This window comes from Streptococcus suis (assembly GCF_016775005.1).
Lineage (GTDB): Bacteria > Bacillota > Bacilli > Lactobacillales > Streptococcaceae > Streptococcus > Streptococcus suivaginalis.
In genome coordinates, this window is sequence record NZ_JAEUXI010000001.1 from 233,496 (window position 1) to 250,890 (window position 17,395).

The 17,395-nt window shown below is 44.8% G+C and carries 17 protein-coding genes; 2 read left to right on the top strand and 15 right to left on the bottom strand.

Translation table 11 applies throughout. The features are described 5' to 3' along the window. Window positions 1–334: 334 nt before the first annotated feature. The 9 genes from sstT to cdaA form a co-directional block, all read right to left on the bottom strand. Window positions 335–1,540, bottom strand: a complete 1,206-nt coding sequence (sstT, locus tag JNG37_RS01005) for a serine/threonine transporter SstT (protein ID WP_158454488.1) — start codon at window positions 1,538–1,540, stop codon at window positions 335–337. A 213-nt stretch (window positions 1,541–1,753) separates the two neighbouring features. Continuing rightward, window positions 1,754–2,515, bottom strand: coding sequence for an ABC transporter permease (locus JNG37_RS01010; RefSeq protein ID WP_158454485.1), 762 nt, complete (start codon window positions 2,513–2,515; stop codon window positions 1,754–1,756). Further along, complete coding sequence (locus JNG37_RS01015; RefSeq protein ID WP_158454483.1) at window positions 2,512–3,150, bottom strand: ABC transporter ATP-binding protein; 639 nt, start codon at window positions 3,148–3,150, stop codon at window positions 2,512–2,514. The genes JNG37_RS01010 and JNG37_RS01015 overlap by 4 nt, the downstream gene beginning before the upstream one ends. A 1-nt stretch (window position 3,151) precedes the next feature. Beyond that, on the bottom strand, window positions 3,152–3,580 hold the full coding sequence (locus JNG37_RS01020) for a cupin domain-containing protein (RefSeq protein ID WP_187321585.1): 429 nt from the start codon (window positions 3,578–3,580) through the stop codon (window positions 3,152–3,154). 331 nt (window positions 3,581–3,911) lie between these two features. Continuing rightward, window positions 3,912–4,691: a trypsin-like serine peptidase gene (locus JNG37_RS01025; protein ID WP_158454479.1), complete on the bottom strand. Its 780-nt coding sequence runs from the start codon at window positions 4,689–4,691 to the stop codon at window positions 3,912–3,914. 162 nt (window positions 4,692–4,853) lie between these two features. Further along, the gene (locus JNG37_RS01030) at window positions 4,854–6,398 is read right to left on the bottom strand and encodes an ABC-F family ATP-binding cassette domain-containing protein (protein ID WP_158454477.1); all 1,545 of its coding nucleotides are present in this window, start codon (window positions 6,396–6,398) and stop codon (window positions 4,854–4,856) included. 162 nt (window positions 6,399–6,560) lie between these two features. Then, on the bottom strand, window positions 6,561–7,910 hold the full coding sequence (gene glmM / locus JNG37_RS01035; RefSeq protein WP_158454475.1) for a phosphoglucosamine mutase: 1,350 nt from the start codon (window positions 7,908–7,910) through the stop codon (window positions 6,561–6,563). Between the two features lie 25 nt (window positions 7,911–7,935). Then, window positions 7,936–8,640 carry a CdaR family protein gene (locus JNG37_RS01040; RefSeq protein WP_158454473.1) on the bottom strand — a complete coding sequence of 235 codons (705 nt, stop codon included), beginning with the start codon at window positions 8,638–8,640 and terminating at the stop codon, window positions 7,936–7,938. Further along, the gene (cdaA, locus tag JNG37_RS01045) at window positions 8,641–9,483 is read right to left on the bottom strand and encodes a diadenylate cyclase CdaA (protein WP_275585219.1); all 843 of its coding nucleotides are present in this window, start codon (window positions 9,481–9,483) and stop codon (window positions 8,641–8,643) included. A gap of 168 nt (window positions 9,484–9,651) precedes the next feature. On the opposite strand from cdaA, the gene murT reads away from it, so the two are divergent. After that, window positions 9,652–10,995: a lipid II isoglutaminyl synthase subunit MurT gene (gene murT / locus JNG37_RS01050; protein ID WP_158454469.1), complete on the top strand. Its 1,344-nt coding sequence runs from the start codon at window positions 9,652–9,654 to the stop codon at window positions 10,993–10,995. Next, the gene (gene gatD, locus JNG37_RS01055) at window positions 10,995–11,783 is read left to right on the top strand and encodes a lipid II isoglutaminyl synthase subunit GatD (protein ID WP_012027408.1); all 789 of its coding nucleotides are present in this window, start codon (window positions 10,995–10,997) and stop codon (window positions 11,781–11,783) included. The genes murT and gatD overlap by 1 nt, the downstream gene beginning before the upstream one ends. 140 nt (window positions 11,784–11,923) lie before the next feature. Here the strand turns inward: gatD and JNG37_RS01060 are convergent, their stop codons facing one another. The 6 genes from JNG37_RS01060 to JNG37_RS01085 all read right to left on the bottom strand — a co-directional run bounded on the left by JNG37_RS01060 (window position 11,924) and on the right by JNG37_RS01085 (window position 17,360). Further along, window positions 11,924–12,751 (bottom strand): putative RNA methyltransferase, encoded by an 828-nt coding sequence (locus JNG37_RS01060; protein WP_158454467.1) that lies wholly within the window; start codon window positions 12,749–12,751, stop codon window positions 11,924–11,926. A 1-nt stretch (window position 12,752) separates the two neighbouring features. Further along, on the bottom strand, window positions 12,753–13,229 hold the full coding sequence (locus JNG37_RS01065; RefSeq protein ID WP_158454465.1) for a DUF3955 domain-containing protein: 477 nt from the start codon (window positions 13,227–13,229) through the stop codon (window positions 12,753–12,755). 196 nt (window positions 13,230–13,425) lie between these two features. Further along, the gene (locus JNG37_RS01070; RefSeq protein ID WP_158454463.1) at window positions 13,426–15,324 is read right to left on the bottom strand and encodes an ABC-F family ATP-binding cassette domain-containing protein; all 1,899 of its coding nucleotides are present in this window, start codon (window positions 15,322–15,324) and stop codon (window positions 13,426–13,428) included. Between the two features lie 115 nt (window positions 15,325–15,439). After that, window positions 15,440–15,805 (bottom strand): hypothetical protein, encoded by a 366-nt coding sequence (locus tag JNG37_RS01075; protein WP_158454461.1) that lies wholly within the window; start codon window positions 15,803–15,805, stop codon window positions 15,440–15,442. 11 nt (window positions 15,806–15,816) lie between these two features. Continuing rightward, window positions 15,817–16,515 carry a M57 family metalloprotease gene (locus JNG37_RS01080; RefSeq protein WP_158454459.1) on the bottom strand — a complete coding sequence of 233 codons (699 nt, stop codon included), beginning with the start codon at window positions 16,513–16,515 and terminating at the stop codon, window positions 15,817–15,819. Between the two features lie 65 nt (window positions 16,516–16,580). Continuing rightward, window positions 16,581–17,360, bottom strand: coding sequence for an alpha/beta hydrolase (locus JNG37_RS01085; protein ID WP_158454457.1), 780 nt, complete (start codon window positions 17,358–17,360; stop codon window positions 16,581–16,583). Window positions 17,361–17,395 lie beyond the last annotated feature (35 nt).

Genomic DNA, 17,395 nt, shown 5'->3' on the forward strand with positions numbered 1-17,395 from the left:
ATTACGTCGACGCAAGTAGAAACTTCGTTTCCCTATTTCCAACTTCAAATAATTTCATCATTATTTGAACTCGTTTTGCCGTACTTCAGTTATGCCTGCGGCTGTTGACACAAACTTCGTTTGTTTCATCTCCGACCTTCAAAGTTTCCCCGAACAGTTGTTGACACAAACTCTGTTTGTTTCATTTCCAACCTTCAACAGTCACTACTCTGACTGTTGAAGCTAGTAATAAAAGTAAACCAAAAGACTAGATTAAAGTAAGTCTATTTTATCACAAAATGAAAGAGATTTCAGAATTGAAACAATGAAAAAAAGTTGGTCTCCCAACTTCTTTCTATTTTTTCCAAGCAGAGCGTTCTGCTACAACTGTAAACAAAACATCGGTTGATGAGTTGAGGGCTGTTTCACAAGAGTCCTGAATCACTCCGACCACAAATCCGACTCCAACTACTTGCATGGCTAACTCATTTGGAATGCCAAAAAGACTACATGCTACTGGGATGAGGAGAAGCGAGCCACCTGCTACCCCAGATGCTCCTGCTGCTGATAGTGATGCAACAACGGATAAAAGAAGAGCTGAGCTGAAATCAACACTGATGCCAAGTGTATGAACAGCTGCCATTGTTAAAATATTGATTGTAATGGCAGCCCCAGCCATATTGACAGTCGCACCTAAGGGAATAGAAACGGAGTAGGTATCTGGATCAACTCCCAAACGTTTTGCCAACTGCATATTGACGGGAATATTGGCTGCTGAACTTCTTGTGAAAAAAGCAGTTACACCGCTAACACGGAGACATTCCAATACCAAAGGGTACGGATTTTTTCTCATGACCATAAATGCAATCAAGGGATTGACCACCAGAGCGACAAAAGCCATGCTGCCAACTAATACTAGTAATAAAACTCCGTAATTCTTAAGAGCTGCCAATCCATTATTTGCGACTGTGTCAAAAACCAAGCCTAAAATTCCGAATGGTGCAAGACCAATAATCCAACTGACCACTTTTGAGGTTACTTCCGCTGTTGATTGCAATAAATCCTTGGTGTGTTGACTCGCATTCCGAAAGGCAAGTCCGAATATCGCTGCCCAAGTCAAAACACCAATATAGTTGGCATTCACAAGCGCATTGATTGGATTGTCAACAATGTTCAATAGTAAGTCTTGAAATACTTCTGAAATCCCCTGGGGTGGTGAAATTTCTGTCGCAGTTGCCTCGGTAAGAACCAATTTTAATGGAAATAGGTAGCTAGCGATAACAGCAACACTCGCAGCTGCAAACGTGCCAATCAGATACAGGAAAAGGATAGTTCGAATATTGCTTTTTTGACCATCAGGTGCCTGAGACAGGGCGTGGGCAACCAGTGTCAATACCAAAAGTGGTGCAATAGCTTTCAAAGCTCCAACAAAGAGACTTCCTAAGAGAGAAATCATCGTAAACTGAGGCACACTCAATCCCAAGACTAATCCTAAAACGACCCCAATACTGATTTTCCGAATTAAACTCATCTTTTTCCAAATAGAAATTATATTTTTCAAGCAATTACCTCCAAACAAACATTTTTCCATATTAGCAGAAAAACGAACGTTGGTCAATAGAATAAAAAACGAGTATGGGCTAGAGTTTTTTCAACATACAGTCATTATTCCCTCAAAAAACTATTTCATATATTAAAGCATTTCACTTGTGAATACCGTTCTAAGATATAAAAACTACATGTGGTCAGTCCACATGCAGTTTACAAGGTATTCTTATTCAAACTCCAACTGGGCCTTGTCGGTAAAATAGGTCTGGTAGGCTGCGTAGGAGGCTATTACTGAAGCCAGACTGGTCGCAGACAGTAACATAAACATGACCATAATCTGATAGCGAATGGCATGGACTGGATCAACGCCTGCAAAAATCAGACCTGACATCATCCCAGGCAGGCTGACCAGACCGACTGTCTTGGCTGAATCAATGGTGGGCTGCATACCTGTTTTGATAGCCTCTCGTAAGATATCCTGTGAAGCCAATTTGACAGTTGCTCCCAGACTGAGTTTTTCCAAAACTTGTTGACGGTTGTCTGTGAAAGACTTGTACATAGCCCGATAGGACAGGCCGATGGCCGTCATGGCATTACTTGCCAACATCCCTGAAATGGGAATGACCTGCGAAGGAATAAACTGAATTGCCCCTGATAAAATCAGGATTGTCAGAGTCAGACCAGTCGAAGCAAGCAGGGCTAGAAAGGGATGAAGCAGGGATTTCTTACTATTGGGGTTGCGTTTGTTGGCTTGGACACTGGCATTGTAGAGAATAATCAAAACCATTGCCAAGCTGAGAAAAATATTGGAGGCTTGGAAGATAAACTTGAGAATGTAGCCGACAAAAATCAGCTGAAGGACAGTTCTGACAACTGCCATGAAAATATCCTTGGTCAAGCCAAGTTTTTCCTTTTGGCTGATGCTCATTGCTACCAAGACCAGCCCGAAAACAAGAGCTAGGGATAGGTTATCTACTGAAACATTCATACTTGGACCCGACCTCCTTCTATTCGCAAAATCTTTTGAGCTGCCTCAATCTCTGACTGGTCATGAGTGACTTCAATCAAGGTATTTCCTGCGGCTTGGTAGTCTGCCAAGAGCTTGTTGACAATGGCCTTGGTTTCAGCGTCCAATCCTGCAGAGATTTCGTCCAAGAGTAAGACTTTTGGCTCAAAGAGTAGATTGCGGATGAGGGCAACTCGCTGCTTTTCTCCTCCTGATAATTCTGTGATTTTCTTGCTTAAAAATTCTGGTGCTAGATTGACAGTTTCTAAAGCCTTGAGGGCTTTGGTCTGGTCAAATGCCAGCTGACGAATGGTAAATGGAAACTGGAGATTGTCTTTGACGGTCTGGCCAAAGAGAACTGGCTGTTGAAAACAATAGGAAACTTCCCTCCTGTAAGTCGGCATATCCAGCTCTGCTATGTCCCGCCCCCGAAAGAAAATAGTCCCACTGGTCGCAGATGTCAAGCCTGCCAATAGTTTGAGAATAGAGCTTTTGCCACTGCCCGAAGGTCCAACCAGGGTTAGTCGCTCGCCTGCTGCAATGGTGAAGCTGATGTTAGTTAAAATCGACTTATCTTTGTCCGATAAGCCGACCGATTGAAGTTGGAAAATGTTCATCTTAATGACCGTGCTCTTCTGCTTCTTCAGCAGCGATAGCGATGGCTTGGGTTTCATGAACTGTCCCGTGAGCGTGGTGGGCTGGTCCATAGATAGAGTAGATTTTAAGGTCTTCTTGGCCGATGTTGATGACATTGTGGTAGGCACCGTTTGGAATCAAAATGGCGTCTTCTGGTCCAACTTCCGTATCAAGCGTAATATTGTCAGCTGATTCGCCCATGATAACACGGCCGTGGCCTTGCTCAATGCGGAGGAACTGATCATTTTCATTGTGGACTTCTGCACCGATGTCGCCGCCGACTGGGATAGACATGAGGGTAACTTGCAAGAGTTCCCCAGTCCAGAGGGCTGTGCGGTAGTTAGTATTTTCAAGCGTTGCTGTTTCGATATTGGTTACAAATGGAGCTTTTCCGTAGTCTTTTGTTTTCATAATTATTTACCTCTAAATTATAATCATTCCAAACTTTCTTTAGAATAATTCTAATTATACTACTTTCGAAATACTTGTCAAGCTTTTTTAGAAACATTATAATTTTCAGACAATACTTAGAGACCTGATAAGAAAAAGCCACCTTTCGGTGGCACATGCATCATCTTTCCAACTCAAATAAGCATCAAAATCGTAATCCCAAGTACTGAGCACACTTGTAGACCAGCAAAGCTTCTTTGAAGTTTATTTACTTTCCATCATTTGAACAAACTAACGCTACTATCGAATAGCCTAGTTCTCTGTTCTATTTCATTTATCTATTCTAGGAATCTTAGTAGATATCGATATTAGTAATTCCATGTTTGTCAAATAGTTTTGACTTCATTTCCAAAGTTAATGGTGTAATGACAATCCTCGAATTTCCGTCGATATTTGTTGCCACACCAACAATTCGTCCATCAATGATAATTGGTGAACCAGATTGTCCTTTGATGCCTGTAATATTCGTTTGGAGGAGCCCATCTTGTCTAACTTCTGTTATGGTTCCATATTCGTACTCCCAGCGACCATATAGATTGATACTGTTACTTACGATTAAGAACTTTCTTCCAACCAAATCATAGGTATTACGATAGATCCCAAGACGAGCATTTGCAGTGTTAGCATTTTGTGTTTTTCGACTTGGAGTGGTTATTTTTACCAAAGCAACATCCCGACGAACATCCCATATTCCTCCATAACCTGGCATGGGGATAAATGGATTGGCTGAATTGGTACGTTTTATTTCTGATAATTCATAGTATGGAGAAGCGTCGCCCCATACGGCATTTCCAGACCAAGTGCGTGAGGTTACTTGACCGTTCGAATCATCTGCTACCACATGTGCAGCTGTTAATAAGGTATTTGGAGCAATTAAGATCGAAGAGCCTTTTTTAGTCTGACCAGAGCCAACACTAACCTCCAAATAATGTGATAGGTTGTAAGGATAGCTATTACGCAATGTTGAATCAGAAACATGCGTTGTCTGCGCCTCAACCTCTGTTGTGATAGGAGGAGCTACTGACAGACCCAGACTAAGAAGGACGACACCGAGCATACATTTTGTTTTCATTAGAAAACCTCCTTTTTTGTTTTATTATATCAATATTGATATAAGTGAACAATTATCTACATGTATTTTTGATGTGTTTTTTCTGTATGTTTATTCCTTTTATTTGGCACCTATTCAGTTAGTTTTTCCTACAAAACAAGCCACCTTTCGGTGGCTTGTTTCTCAAGTCAATTCATTAAAATCCCATACATCGTCCACCCAGCCTTCATAGAAATCAGGCTCGTGGCAGACCATGAGGATAGAGCCCTTGTAGGCTTGAAGGGCACGTTTGAGTTCATCCTTGGCATCCACATCCAAGTGGTTAGTCGGCTCGTCGAGAACCAAGACATTGTTTTCACGGTTCATAAGCAAACAGAAGCGAACTTTGGCCTGTTCTCCACCTGAAAGGACTTGGATTTGGCTTTCGATATGCTTGGAAGTCAGACCACAACGAGCCAAGGCAGCCCGTACTTCTGCCTGGTTAAGGGCTGGAAAGGCATCCCAAACAGCTTCCAGCGGGGTCTGACGATTGCCGCCAGCTACTTCTTGCTCGAAATAGCCTAGTTCCAGATACTCCCCACGCTCCACAGAACCACCTAGCGGTGGAATAATCCCCATCAAACTTTTAAGAAGAGTGGATTTCCCGATACCGTTGGCACCGACAATAGCAATCTTCTGGTTGCGTTCAAAGGTCAAATTGAGCGGTTTACGTGTCAATACACGGTCATAACCAATTTCCAAATCAGTCGTTTGGAAGATAAAGCGACTTGGAGTTCGAGCCATTTTGAAATCAAATGATGGCTTTGGTTTCTCTGCTTGGAGCTCAATAATCTCCATTTTATCCAGCTTCTTCTGACGAGACATGGCCATGTTTCGAGTTGCAACTCGGGCCTTGTTACGGTTAACGAAGTCCTGCAAATCTGCGATCTCCTTCTGCTGGCGCTCATAGGCAGCCTCCAACTGAGCCCGCTTCATAGCATGGACTTCTTGGAATTGATAGTAATCACCTGTGTAACGAGTCAAAAGCTGATTTTCCACATGGTAGACAATGTTAATCACATCATTCAAGAAAGGAATATCGTGCGAAATCAAGACAAAGGCATTTTCATAGTTCTGCAAGTAGCGTTTGAGCCAGTCGATATGCTCAGCATCCAAGTAGTTGGTCGGTTCATCCAGAAGCAAGATGTCAGGTTTTTCCAAGAGCAATTTTGCCAAAAGAACCTTAGTCCGTTGACCACCAGACAACTCTGTCACGTCCTTGTCCATGCCATAGTCCATGACACCAAGCGCACGCGCTACTTCGTCAATCTTGGCATCAAGCGTATAGAAATCACGGCTTTCCAGACGGTCTTGCAGTTCGCCAACTTCTTCCATGAGGGCATCCATATCGGCATCCTCTTCTGCCATAGACATATAAATATCATTGATACGAGCTTCTGTCTTGAAGAGTTCATCGAATGCTGTCCGCAAGACATCACGGACTGATAGACCTTTTTCTAGTTTAGCATGCTGGTCTAAATAACCTGCTGTTACATAACGTGACCATTCAACCTTGCCTTCATCTGGCTGCAACTGACCTGTCACGATAGACATGAAGGTCGATTTCCCTTCACCATTGGCACCGACAAGACCGATGTGCTCCCCTTTCAAGAGACGGAAGGAGACATTCTCAAAAATCGCACGGTCACCAAAACCATGACTCAAATTCTTTACTTCTAAAATACTCATAATTTCCTCACAACATCAAAGAACTGGAGTAACAAACCCCAGTTTTTACTTTTATTTTCGCAGTCTTGAGTGGAATTTCTTCGCCTATCAGCTGTGAAATTCCTACTCAACCTTGCGGGGGTTAGACAACGAAATCAAACTCTACGAGTTACTGATTTCTGTCTAACTCCCGATTTCCGCACGGACCACATCGGCAATGGTATCCACGTAGTAATCGACTTCAGCATCCGTTGGTGCTTCTGCCATGACACGCAAGAGGGGCTCAGTGCCACTTGGGCGAACCAAGATACGACCGTTGCCAGCCATTTCTGCTTCCATTTTTTCAATGATAGCTGCAATAGCAGGCACTTCCATTGCCTTGTCTTTCATGCTGTTTTCCACACGGATATTAACCAATTTTTGTGGGTAAATGGTCACTTCTGCTGCCAATTCTGACAACTTCTTACCAGTTTCTTTCATGATTTTGGTCAATTGCACAGCGGTCAACTGGCCGTCACCTGTGGTGTTATAGTCCATTAAAATCACGTGTCCTGATTGCTCACCACCGACATTGTAGCCACCTTTACGCATTTCTTCTACCACATAACGGTCACCAACTGCGGTCACAGCTTTTTCAATACCTTCACGATCCAATGCCTTATGGAAACCGAGGTTGGACATAACTGTAGTCACAATGGTATTTTTGGCCAAGAGCCCCTTATCTGCCAAGTTTTTCCCGACAATGTACATGATACGGTCACCATCAACTAGGTCACCATTTTCATCGACAGCAATCAAGCGATCACTGTCACCGTCAAAGGCAAGGCCAATTTGGCTGCCTGTCTCCTTGACCAGTTCTTGCAATTTTTCAGGATGGGTAGAGCCGACCCCTTCGTTAATATTCAAACCATCTGGCTTTTCCGCCATAACTGTCAATTCGGCACCGAGATCAACAAAGACTTGACGGGCACTGGTTGCTGCTGCACCATTGGCTGTATCAAGTGCAACTTTCATTCCTTCCAACTCCAGGCCTGTTGACACTAGAAATTGTTGGTATTTGCGCAAGCCCTCTGGATAATCCACCACATCACCCAAGCCTTGTGCTGATGGACGTGGAAGAGTATCTTCTTCTGCGTCCAAAAGAGCCTCAATTTCCGCTTCCAATGCATCATCCAACTTGAAGCCATCGCCCGCAAAGAACTTAATACCATTATCTTGAGCAGGGTTGTGGCTGGCTGAAATCATGACACCCGCGCTAGCTTTTTCCGTACGAACCAAATAAGCCACACCTGGGGTTGCCAAAACACCCAACTTATAAACGTGAATCCCTACTGAAAGAAGACCTGCAACCAAGGCAGCTTCCAACATCTGACCTGAAATTCGTGTATCGCGTCCTACGAAAACACGAGGTGTTTCTGTCTCATGTTGGCTCAATACATAACCACCAAACCGCCCCAGTTTAAAGGCTAATTCAGGTGTCAATTCTACGTTTGCTTCTCCACGGACTCCGTCCGTACCAAAATATTTACCCATTTTAATTCGATTCCTCTTTGATTATTTATTTGATTTTTGTAATGGTTGCTTGTACACCAGCTTCACTTTCTGAAAGCACCACCGGCAATACATTTCCTTGTTGGTCAACCGCTTGAATCGTTGCGGTTGCACTAAAATCACTGGACAGATTGGCTGCATCTGTCACAACTGCTTCAACATGATCAATCAAAGCCATGGTATCTTCATCCGTTGTCACCTTAACGGCTGATACACTGACTGAAACCTTGGATGCCATGTAGCCATCTGCAAGCTGATTGCTATAAATCACTCCTTGAACAGCAAAGGTCTTGCTCACTTTTTTACCGATTTTCAAGGTCATCTCAGATGGATTCAAGCTCGCACTCACGCCAGTTGGAAGATTGGAAACCTGCAAGGGAACCGAATGGGTCCCTGGCTCCAAATCAGTCAAATCTGCTGTCACCTGGAAGGTGCGGGTTGATTCATCTGACTCTCGCTGTAAAATCACACGGTTGGAGCCAATCAAGTCCACATTGACCGTCGAAGAAAAACCTGAGATGAAATAGGCTTCACTATCGTACTTGATTTCAATCGGGATATTGGTCAGGGTATGTGTATAGGTTTCTGACTCTGTACTTTGAACAGTTGAAACGGAATTTTTGTAGTTGGTCGTGGTCGCATTAAAAAACAAGACCAGGGCAATGACGGCCGATAGGACCAACTGTCCAATTTTTTTCACCTTATCCTGCATCTATTTTCCCCTCCACAATCGTTGCCACCAGCTGATGCTGGATTCTGTGCTGAGAATAAATTTTGAACGGAGGAAACTCTCCAGTTCTTCCTTAGACAGATCGTGCTGGAAAATGCCATTTTGGGCAATCGAGATACTACCTGTTTCTTCTGACACAATCAAAACAAGGGCATCCGATACTTCTGACAGGCCAATTGCAGCCCTGTGACGAGTCCCAAACTCTTTTGAAATCCCTGCACTTTCTGATAGGGGCAGGTAGGCACAGGCTACGGCTATCTTGTTTTCCCTGACAATGACGGCACCATCATGCAAGGGCGTATTGGGAATAAAGATATTGATCAATAATTCACTGGAAATATCTGCGTGTAGCCCAATTCCAGTCGATGCGTATTCTTGAATGGTCTGTGCTCCTTCGATAGCAATTAGGGCACCAATTTTCCGTGGTGCCATATAGGCAACGGATTTGAGCAGGGATTGAACCAAAACTTCTTCTGAACTGAGACTGGTCCCCATAAATAACTGAGTCGTCCGACCAAGTTTTTCTAAAATCGCTCGCAATTCCGGCGCAAAAATCACAACCGCTGCGATGACCCCATAAGTGATGACCTGGTTCATCAACCAGGAAATCGTTTGAAGACCGAGCAAACTCGCTACAATTTGGGCGAACAAGAAGAGAAAAACTCCTCGAATCAGTACCATAATCTTGGTACCTGCCAGCGACTTACTCAATTGGTAAATCAACAGGACAACCAAACTAATATCAACCAGATGAAGCATGGCAATCCAAGGACTAGCGATCAAACTGGACCAATAGTCGGCATCTAATAATTGACTGATATTCAGCTTTCTATCCTCATACTTTCTAATTCAATTCACATGTATCAGTCCTATTATATCATAAAGTCCCCGACAAATGTCTAATCCTACTTGTTTTCAATGGGATTTCTTACCCATGGCTTGCCCCCAAGTTCCATTCTAGAAAATCCCCAACCTTTGTGATAAAATAGACCCATGAAAATAAATACTTTATTAGGAATAGCAGCAGGAAAATCCAGTCAGTTTGTCCTAAACAAACTAGGACGTGGTACTACCCTGCCTGGGAAAATTGCCCTCAAATTCGATAAACATATTTTAGATAGTTTGGCTAAGGATTATGAAGTCGTTGTTGTGACAGGTACTAACGGTAAGACTTTGACCACCGCCCTGACAGTCGGTATCCTCCAAGAAGCCTTTGGCGAAATTACGACCAATACCAGCGGCGCCAATATGATTACGGGGATTACAGCCACCTTTTTATCCGCCAAGAAAAATAAAAATGGCAAGAAAATTGCCGTCTTGGAGATTGATGAAGCCAGCCTGGCCCGTGTGACCGACTTTATCAAGCCTAGCCTGATTGTCTTCACCAATATCTTCCGCGACCAAATGGACCGTTACGGCGAGATTTATACCACCTACCAGATGATTTTAGATGGGGCTGCCAAGGCACCTCAGGCGACCATTTTGGCTAACGGTGACAGCCCACTTTTCAACTCGACGAGCATTATCAATCCAGTTAAATACTACGGTTTTGCGACGGAAGAGCATGAGCCACGTCTGGCCCACTACAATACCGAAGGCGTTATCTGCCCGCATTGCCACCAGATTATCCAGTACAAGCTCAATACCTACGCTAACTTGGGCAGCTACATCTGTAACAACTGTGGCTTTAGCCGACCTGAGCTGGATTACAAGTTAACAGAGTTGAAGGAAATCACCAATACTTCTTCTACCTTTGCCATTGACGGTCAGGATTACAAAATCAACATCGGAGGACTTTACAATATCTACAATGCCCTAGCAGCTGTCAGCGTGGCAGAATTTTTCGGCGTATCTCCTGAGAAAATCAAGGCTGGTTTTGACAAGTCTAAGGCAGTCTTTGGTCGCCAAGAAACCTTTAAATTGGGCGACAAGGATTGTACCCTGGTCTTGATTAAAAATCCTGTTGGTGCAACCCAGGCCATTGAAATGATGAAACTGGCTCCTTACGATTTTAGCTTGTCCGTCCTTCTCAATGCCAACTACGCTGACGGAATTGATACCAGCTGGATTTGGGACGCCGACTTTGAACAAATCACTCAAATGGACATTCCACAAGTCTTTGCAGGCGGTGTTCGCTCGTCTGAAATTGCCCGTCGCCTCCGTGTGACTGGCTATCCAGAGGACCAGATTACTGAAACACCAAAACTAGAAGACATCATGACCTTGATTGAGCAGTCCAGCAGTCAGCATGCCTATATCCTCGCAACCTATACGGCTATGCTGGAATTCCGTGACTTGCTGGCTCAACGCCAAGCTGTTGGAAAGGAGATGAAATAATGGTCTATACGTCATTAAAAAGTCCTGAAAAAGACTATACTTATGATCTCCACATCGCCCACCTCTACGGTGATTTGATGAATACCTACGGTGACAACGGCAATATCCTCATGCTCAAGTATGTGGCTGAAAAACTCGGTGCCCGTGTCCAGGTGGACATCGTTTCATTGACAGATGAATTTGATAAAAATTTCTACGACATCGCCTTTTTCGGTGGTGGTCAGGACTATGAACAATCTATTCTTGCAAAAGATTTACCAACTAAAAAAGACAGCCTAGCAGACTTTATCGAAAACGACGGTGTCATGCTGGCTATCTGTGGTGGCTTCCAATTGCTCGGTCAATACTACATAGAAGCTGGCGGCCGCAAGATTGATGGACTGGGTATCATGGGCCACTATACCCTCAACCAGACCAATAACCGTTACATCGGTGACATCAAAATTCACAATGATGAATTCAATGAAACCTACTACGGTTTTGAAAACCACCAAGGCCGTACCTTCCTAGCTGACAACCAAAAACCGCTGGGCAAGGTCGTCTATGGCAATGGCAACAATAAGGAAGACGGTGGCGAAGGCCTGCACTACAAAAACACCTTCGGCAGCTACTTCCATGGACCAATCCTGTCCCGCAATGCCAACCTAGCCTACCGCTTGGTCACAACTGCCCTCCGTAAAAAATACGGACAAGACATCCAACTAGCCAGCTACGCTGACATCCTCAGCAAAGAAGTCGCTGAAGAATACGGCGATGTAAAAAGCAAGGCAGAATTTGATACTCAATGAAAATCAGAATCAGACTAGGCGACGCAGATGCAGATAGAACTGAAGTTCATCAAATCAAGTCAACAACGTCTGACTTTGATTTTCGAAGAGTATGAGAAATAAAGCAAAACCGCTTCTGAAATCAGAGGCGGTTTCATTTTTTATATAGTTCCTACCAAAAGCACTCCCTCAACCGTAATCTCGGTCAACTGGCTCAAGTCCAGCTTGGATTGGTCTACTTGGAAAAAGAGAGGCGTCATGTCTGCCAGGACTTGAGCATGGGCGACTGTAATCGGCAGAGTCCGACTGACCATCACCTGCTCCACCTGCCCCAGGTAAGACCTGAAATGATCCACGATATCCTGGTTATCATAGGCTTCCTTGCGGAGTTGGTCTTTGGCTAAATGGCGGAGCTCCTTGAGGTGATTGGGTCCTGGGACCAGCTTGAGAATAGCCCCACCAGCTTTCAGCACTCTGGCAAACTCCTGATAATTGGCTGGGGAAAAGATGTCCAAGATACCGTCGATAGTCTTGTCTTGAATAGGCAACTTGGTCAAGTCACCGACAAACCATTTGACCGACTTGGTGCTGTCTGTCCTTGCTGCCAAGAGAATGGAGTCCTTAGAAATATCAAAAGCAAGAATGTCCAAGTTCGTTTTCTCAGCTAATTTGCGGGAATAAAAGCCCTCCCCACAGCCGATGTCCAAGACCGACTGTAAGCCCAGCTCTGCTATTTTCCCCTCCAAAGCCTCATAGAGATGATTATAATAGCCCGCCTCTAAAAAGGCCTGGCGGTTTTCAAAGCTAGACTTGTGGTAGTTGGCGGACTGCTTGACCTGGGGTGCCAGATTGACGTAGCCCTGCTTGGCGATGTCAAAGGTGTGGCGGTTGGGACAGCGGAGACTGTTGAGGTCAAGACCAAGAGCCTGCCCACAATGTGGACAGGCGAACAATTGGTCGCTATTAAGGAAACGTGGGTGTTTGATCATGTTAGGTATTTTCTTTTCTAAAGCGGTGCAGGGCTAGTCCTGATAGGAGGGTGGCAATGGCTCCTGTAAAGACCAGCAAGTAGCCGACTGGGAGCAGGTAGAAATTTTCATGCAGGATGCCGTTGGCATCGACATACTCGACGGAATTGGCCTTGATGACAAAGCAGGCAAAGCCTAAAACCATGAGAAAGCTTCCGATAATGGTAATGGTCAGGTGCATCTGGGTACGGCGGCCTTCGCGACCGTCCTTGACAAGTTTTTCTGTCATGTTGTTCATGTCAGTTCCTCCTAAGATAAGTTGATCTAGGGAGATTGAAAAGACAGAGGACATGAGAATCAAGAGTTCCAAGTCGGGTAGGTTTTTGTCATTTTCCCAGTTGGAAACAGCCTGCCGTGTCACATTTAGCTTGAGTGCAAACTGCTCCTGGGTCAAGCCTTCCTTCTTCCGTAAGTCCTTGATTTGTTGTCCAAAGTTCATTTCGTTCTCCTTTCAGAACCTGACTTGCAGGCCCTGACTTTATCTTAGCTTGTCGGTCGATCTTTGCCAAGAAAGGCTGGCTTGCAATAGAACTTTTGACCGCAAGACAACTTTGCGATTGAGTTTTTTCATCGCAAGACCTGCTTGCAGGCTTGGTTTGATAGCGTTTCTGACAGACTGTCAACTCCCTGTCAACCTAGCCCATCTGCTCGGATAGGGCTTCCCATTCTTCCATGAGGCTTTCTTGTTGGGCTGTCAGTTGGTCGATTTCTTTTTGGTAATCGGTCAGCTGGCCGATGTCGTTTGTTTCTAGCATGGCTTGGTTGAGCTCGCTCAGGCGGTTTTCGATGCTATCGATTTCTACCTCGATTTGCTCGATGCGGCGGGCCAATTTGCGTTGCTCTTTTTGGTTTTCCTTTTGGGCTTGGTAGTCCATGGCTCCGGCTGATTGGCTGGAGCTTTCTAGCTGATCAGGCTGGGCTTCTGCTTCCAGCTCTGCCTTTTTCTCCAAATAATAATCATAGTCGCCCAAGTAGAGCGTGGAGCCCGTTTCCGAGATTTCTAGCACCTTTGTGGCTATGCGGTTGATGAAATAGCGGTCGTGACTGACAAAGAGCAGGGTGCCGTCAAAGTCGATGAGGGCGTTTTCCAGAACCTCCTTGCTGTCAATGTCCAGGTGGTTGGTCGGCTCGTCGAGGATGAGGAAGTTGTTGTTTTCCATGGACAGCTTAGCGAGGAGCAGGCGGGCTTTTTCCCCACCAGATAGCATGGAGACGGACTTTTTGACATCATCACCTGAGAAGAGGAAGGCTCCCAGGCGGTTGCGGATCTCCACTTCAGGTGTGGTCGGAAAGGCTGACCAGATCTCCTCCAAGACGGTATTGGAAGGCGTCAGGGCCGACTGGGTCTGGTCATAGTAGCCCACTTCCACATTGGCGCCTAGCTTGGCTTCCCCTTTGATAAATGGCAGAGCTCCGATGATGGATTTGAGCAGGGTTGTTTTTCCGATTCCATTCGGACCGACAATGGCAATGGCATCCAGCTTTCGTTGGTCAATGGAAATAGGCTGAGAAAGTATTTCTCCATCGTAGCCCACCGCAGCATCTTCCACTGTCAAGACGATATTGCCTGAAGTCTTGTCCGACCGGAAAGTCATGTTGGCAGACTTCTGACCAGTCGTTGGCTTGTCCAGTCGCTCCATCTTTTCCAATTGCTTGCGTCTAGCCTGAGCACGCTTAGTGGTCGAAGCACGGACAATATTTTTCTGGACAAAGTCTTCTAGTTTGGCAATTTCCTTCTGCTGCTTTTCATAGTTTTGCAATTCCGTTTGTAGCTTCTGTTCTTTGAGCTCGACAAACTGAGAATAATTGCCCACATAGCGATCCAAGGAATGCTTGGTCAAGTCCAGTGTCAGTGTCGCCACCTTGTCCAAGAAATAGCGGTCATGGCTGACGATAATCAAGGCTCCCTTGTAATGCACTAGATAGTTTTCCAGCCAGGCAATCGTGTCAATGTCCAGGTGGTTGGTCGGCTCGTCCAGGACCAAGAGTTCTGGGCTTTCAAGAAGCATTTTTGCCAGAGCAAGTCGAGTATTCTGACCGCCAGAAAGTTCGGAGATTTTCATGTCCCACATGGTCTGGTCAAACTTGAAACCGTTCAAAATAGCACGAATGTCCGCTTCATAGTTAAAACCACCTGCCATACGAAATTCTTCCGACAGACTATCGTAGGTCTTCATGAGCTGGTCGAGTTCACTACCAGACAAACTGCCCATTTGCTCTTCCATGGTCCGCAAACGTTTCTCCGTCGTCCGCAGGTCGTCAAAGACATGTAGCATTTCATCGTAAATGGTATTTTCCGACTCAAAACGGCTGTCCTGTGCCAGATAAGACAAGGACAAATCACGCTTGGTTGAAATGTCACCGCTGGTCGCAGCTTCTTCTCCGACAAGGATTTTGAGCAGAGTAGACTTGCCTGCTCCATTTTTTCCGACAAGGGCAATCCGATCTCGCTCATCCACTTGAATGTTGATATTGTTAAATAAAACCTCGCCCGCAAATGAGCGTTCAATCTTGTTTCCGCTTAGAATAATCATAGAATTATTGTACCATAAATTGTAAGGCTGGAGGAAGGAAATATGCCAAATCAAATCCGCTTGTAGCAAAGAAAAAATCTTATCCACCAAGTAGATAAGATTGTACAAAGCACCATTAAACCAAGCCCTGGAGCAATTCCTTGTTTTGCCAGAAGAGATAGAGACCCCCAAGAATAATGGCAAGGGTCAAAATAAATTTAATCAAGCCTTTTACAAAGTGAACAATCAACATCAGAATCATGGAGACAATCAACCAACCCCAGGCTGATGATGAAAGCAATTCTTGCATGGCACCAATACTAGCACCTGTAAGAGCCTTAAGAGGGGCTGGAATTTTATCCGCCCAAGAACTATCCAGTCCAATCTGTTCCATAATGGTATGGCTGGTGGTTTGCAACCAGGCAAAAATCCCTGCATTGTAGATGAAGAGAAGAGCTTGCTCTGGATACCGTTTAATGGTTGAAATAAGTGAACGCAACATGTCTTTTCCTTCTAATTTAATCCGTAAAGTGTTAATACTGCTTGGATATCCGTTTCCTGAATACCGTGATAGGATCCTGCAGATTCCATGACCGATTCTTGGCTATCATCGTGTGACAAGCCAATGGCGTGCCCCAACTCGTGCTCTGCCGTGTGGACAATCCGATCAAAATCATAGACATATTCTGGATTATAAAGGTAGTAGGCATTTAACTTTACCTTTACAGAATCCAAGTAATTGGTTAAAAGATTGGTCGTCGATTCTGCTTCTCCTGCTGCTCGACTAGTTGAATCGTTCATTTCTGTCGCAATAATATCCGCCTGACTGGCATCATCAACCAAGGTAAATGTAAAGGCACCTGTGGCATTCCAGTTGGCAATGGCTGTTTGATAAGCCTCCACAAAAGTCGGATCAGTCGTGTCGATATAGACCGTAGCTGCATTGGTTTCCCAACGGCTAGAAGCCGATTCATTGACCTGATCTGTCGCCAAATGAGTAATGGTATCTAAACCAGATGACAAATCAATTGCAACCTGACCTGTCACAACTTCCTTGGCTTGAACCACAATACTTTGAAGCACTTGAGGTGCTGCCTGGCCCTCTACATAAAACAAGAGTCCGATAAGGCATAGCCCCACTACAATAGTTAACCAAATAAACGACCAAATCGTGGTCCAAATAAATCGAACGATTCCTTTTATCAAAGGCATAAACAACTCCCCCATCTTGCGTATTAGGAGACAGTTTAGCAATCTTTTCTGAAACTTTTCTTAAATCAGGACAATCTTTCTTCCAATTCAAAATCAATTGGCAACCAGGCCAAGACCTTTTCAATCTGCTGGTTCCAGTAATACCATTCATGCTTGCCTGGCCCATGACTGGCTTCCAGGTCAAAGCCCGCCTCGGTCAAATCTGCGACTGCCAGTTGGTGACCTTCAAAAAGAAAATCTTCCTCACCACACCAGGCATAGAGCTTGGTTTTCTTATCAGACAATTTGGCAATATTTCGCAGGCTGTTTGGATTAGTCGCTCCATTAGACAACTCTCCGAAGACGCCCTGCCAATAAGCAGGACTACCCAGTTCAGCCGATGCAGGATTGTCAAAGTCAAAGTAGAGGGCGCCAGACAAGGAAGCAGCATAGGAAAAAAGATTGGTCGAAAGGGCAATTTTAAAGGCCCCATAACCTCCCATAGACAAGCCTGCGATAAAATTCTTCTCCCGCTTGCTGGACATATTGGGGAAGAATCGTTTGAGAACCTGCGGTAACTCCTCTGCAATGGCATCATAATAATTCATGCCATAGGTCGTATTGGTGTACCATCCCTTGTCCGTATTAACCATGACAACGATGAGATTGGTATAGCGTACCAATCGTTCTATGGTTGAGCGATTGAGCCAGGAATCTTGATTACCTCCCATCCCATGCAAAAGATAGAGAACAGGAATGTCAGTATCCTCTGGATTTTCGACACGGTTACGATCAGGATAGAGGACATTGACCTGGCGGCTCATGTCCAAAACTTCGGAATGGTATTCGATACGCATAATTGCCATCAGCAAACTCCTTTTCTTTTTAAGAAAGGCCAGGA

Bases quoted from the DNA above. Each gene is read 5' to 3' on its own strand.
- JNG37_RS01025 (WP_158454479.1), bottom strand. From the start codon at position 4,691: ATGAAAACAAAATGTATGCTCGGTGTCGTCCTTCTTAGTCTGGGTCTG.
- JNG37_RS01030 (WP_158454477.1), bottom strand. From the start codon at position 6,398: ATGAGTATTTTAGAAGTAAAGAATTTGAGTCATGGTTTTGGTGACCGT.
- JNG37_RS01020 (WP_187321585.1), bottom strand. From the start codon at position 3,580: ATGAAAACAAAAGACTACGGAAAAGCTCCATTTGTAACCAATATCGAA.
- gatD (WP_012027408.1), top strand. From the start codon at position 10,995: ATGGTCTATACGTCATTAAAAAGTCCTGAAAAAGACTATACTTATGAT.
- JNG37_RS01065 (WP_158454465.1), bottom strand. From the start codon at position 13,229: ATGAACTTTGGACAACAAATCAAGGACTTACGGAAGAAGGAAGGCTTG.
- JNG37_RS01040 (WP_158454473.1), bottom strand. From the start codon at position 8,640: ATGCAGGATAAGGTGAAAAAAATTGGACAGTTGGTCCTATCGGCCGTC.
- JNG37_RS01080 (WP_158454459.1), bottom strand. From the start codon at position 16,515: ATGCCTTTGATAAAAGGAATCGTTCGATTTATTTGGACCACGATTTGG.
- JNG37_RS01070 (WP_158454463.1), bottom strand. From the start codon at position 15,324: ATGATTATTCTAAGCGGAAACAAGATTGAACGCTCATTTGCGGGCGAG.
- JNG37_RS01010 (WP_158454485.1), bottom strand. From the start codon at position 2,515: ATGAATGTTTCAGTAGATAACCTATCCCTAGCTCTTGTTTTCGGGCTG.
- murT (WP_158454469.1), top strand. From the start codon at position 9,652: ATGAAAATAAATACTTTATTAGGAATAGCAGCAGGAAAATCCAGTCAG.
- glmM (WP_158454475.1), bottom strand. From the start codon at position 7,910: ATGGGTAAATATTTTGGTACGGACGGAGTCCGTGGAGAAGCAAACGTA.
- JNG37_RS01085 (WP_158454457.1), bottom strand. From the start codon at position 17,360: ATGGCAATTATGCGTATCGAATACCATTCCGAAGTTTTGGACATGAGC.
- JNG37_RS01075 (WP_158454461.1), bottom strand. From the start codon at position 15,805: ATGTTGCGTTCACTTATTTCAACCATTAAACGGTATCCAGAGCAAGCT.
- JNG37_RS01060 (WP_158454467.1), bottom strand. From the start codon at position 12,751: ATGATCAAACACCCACGTTTCCTTAATAGCGACCAATTGTTCGCCTGT.
- JNG37_RS01015 (WP_158454483.1), bottom strand. From the start codon at position 3,150: ATGAACATTTTCCAACTTCAATCGGTCGGCTTATCGGACAAAGATAAG.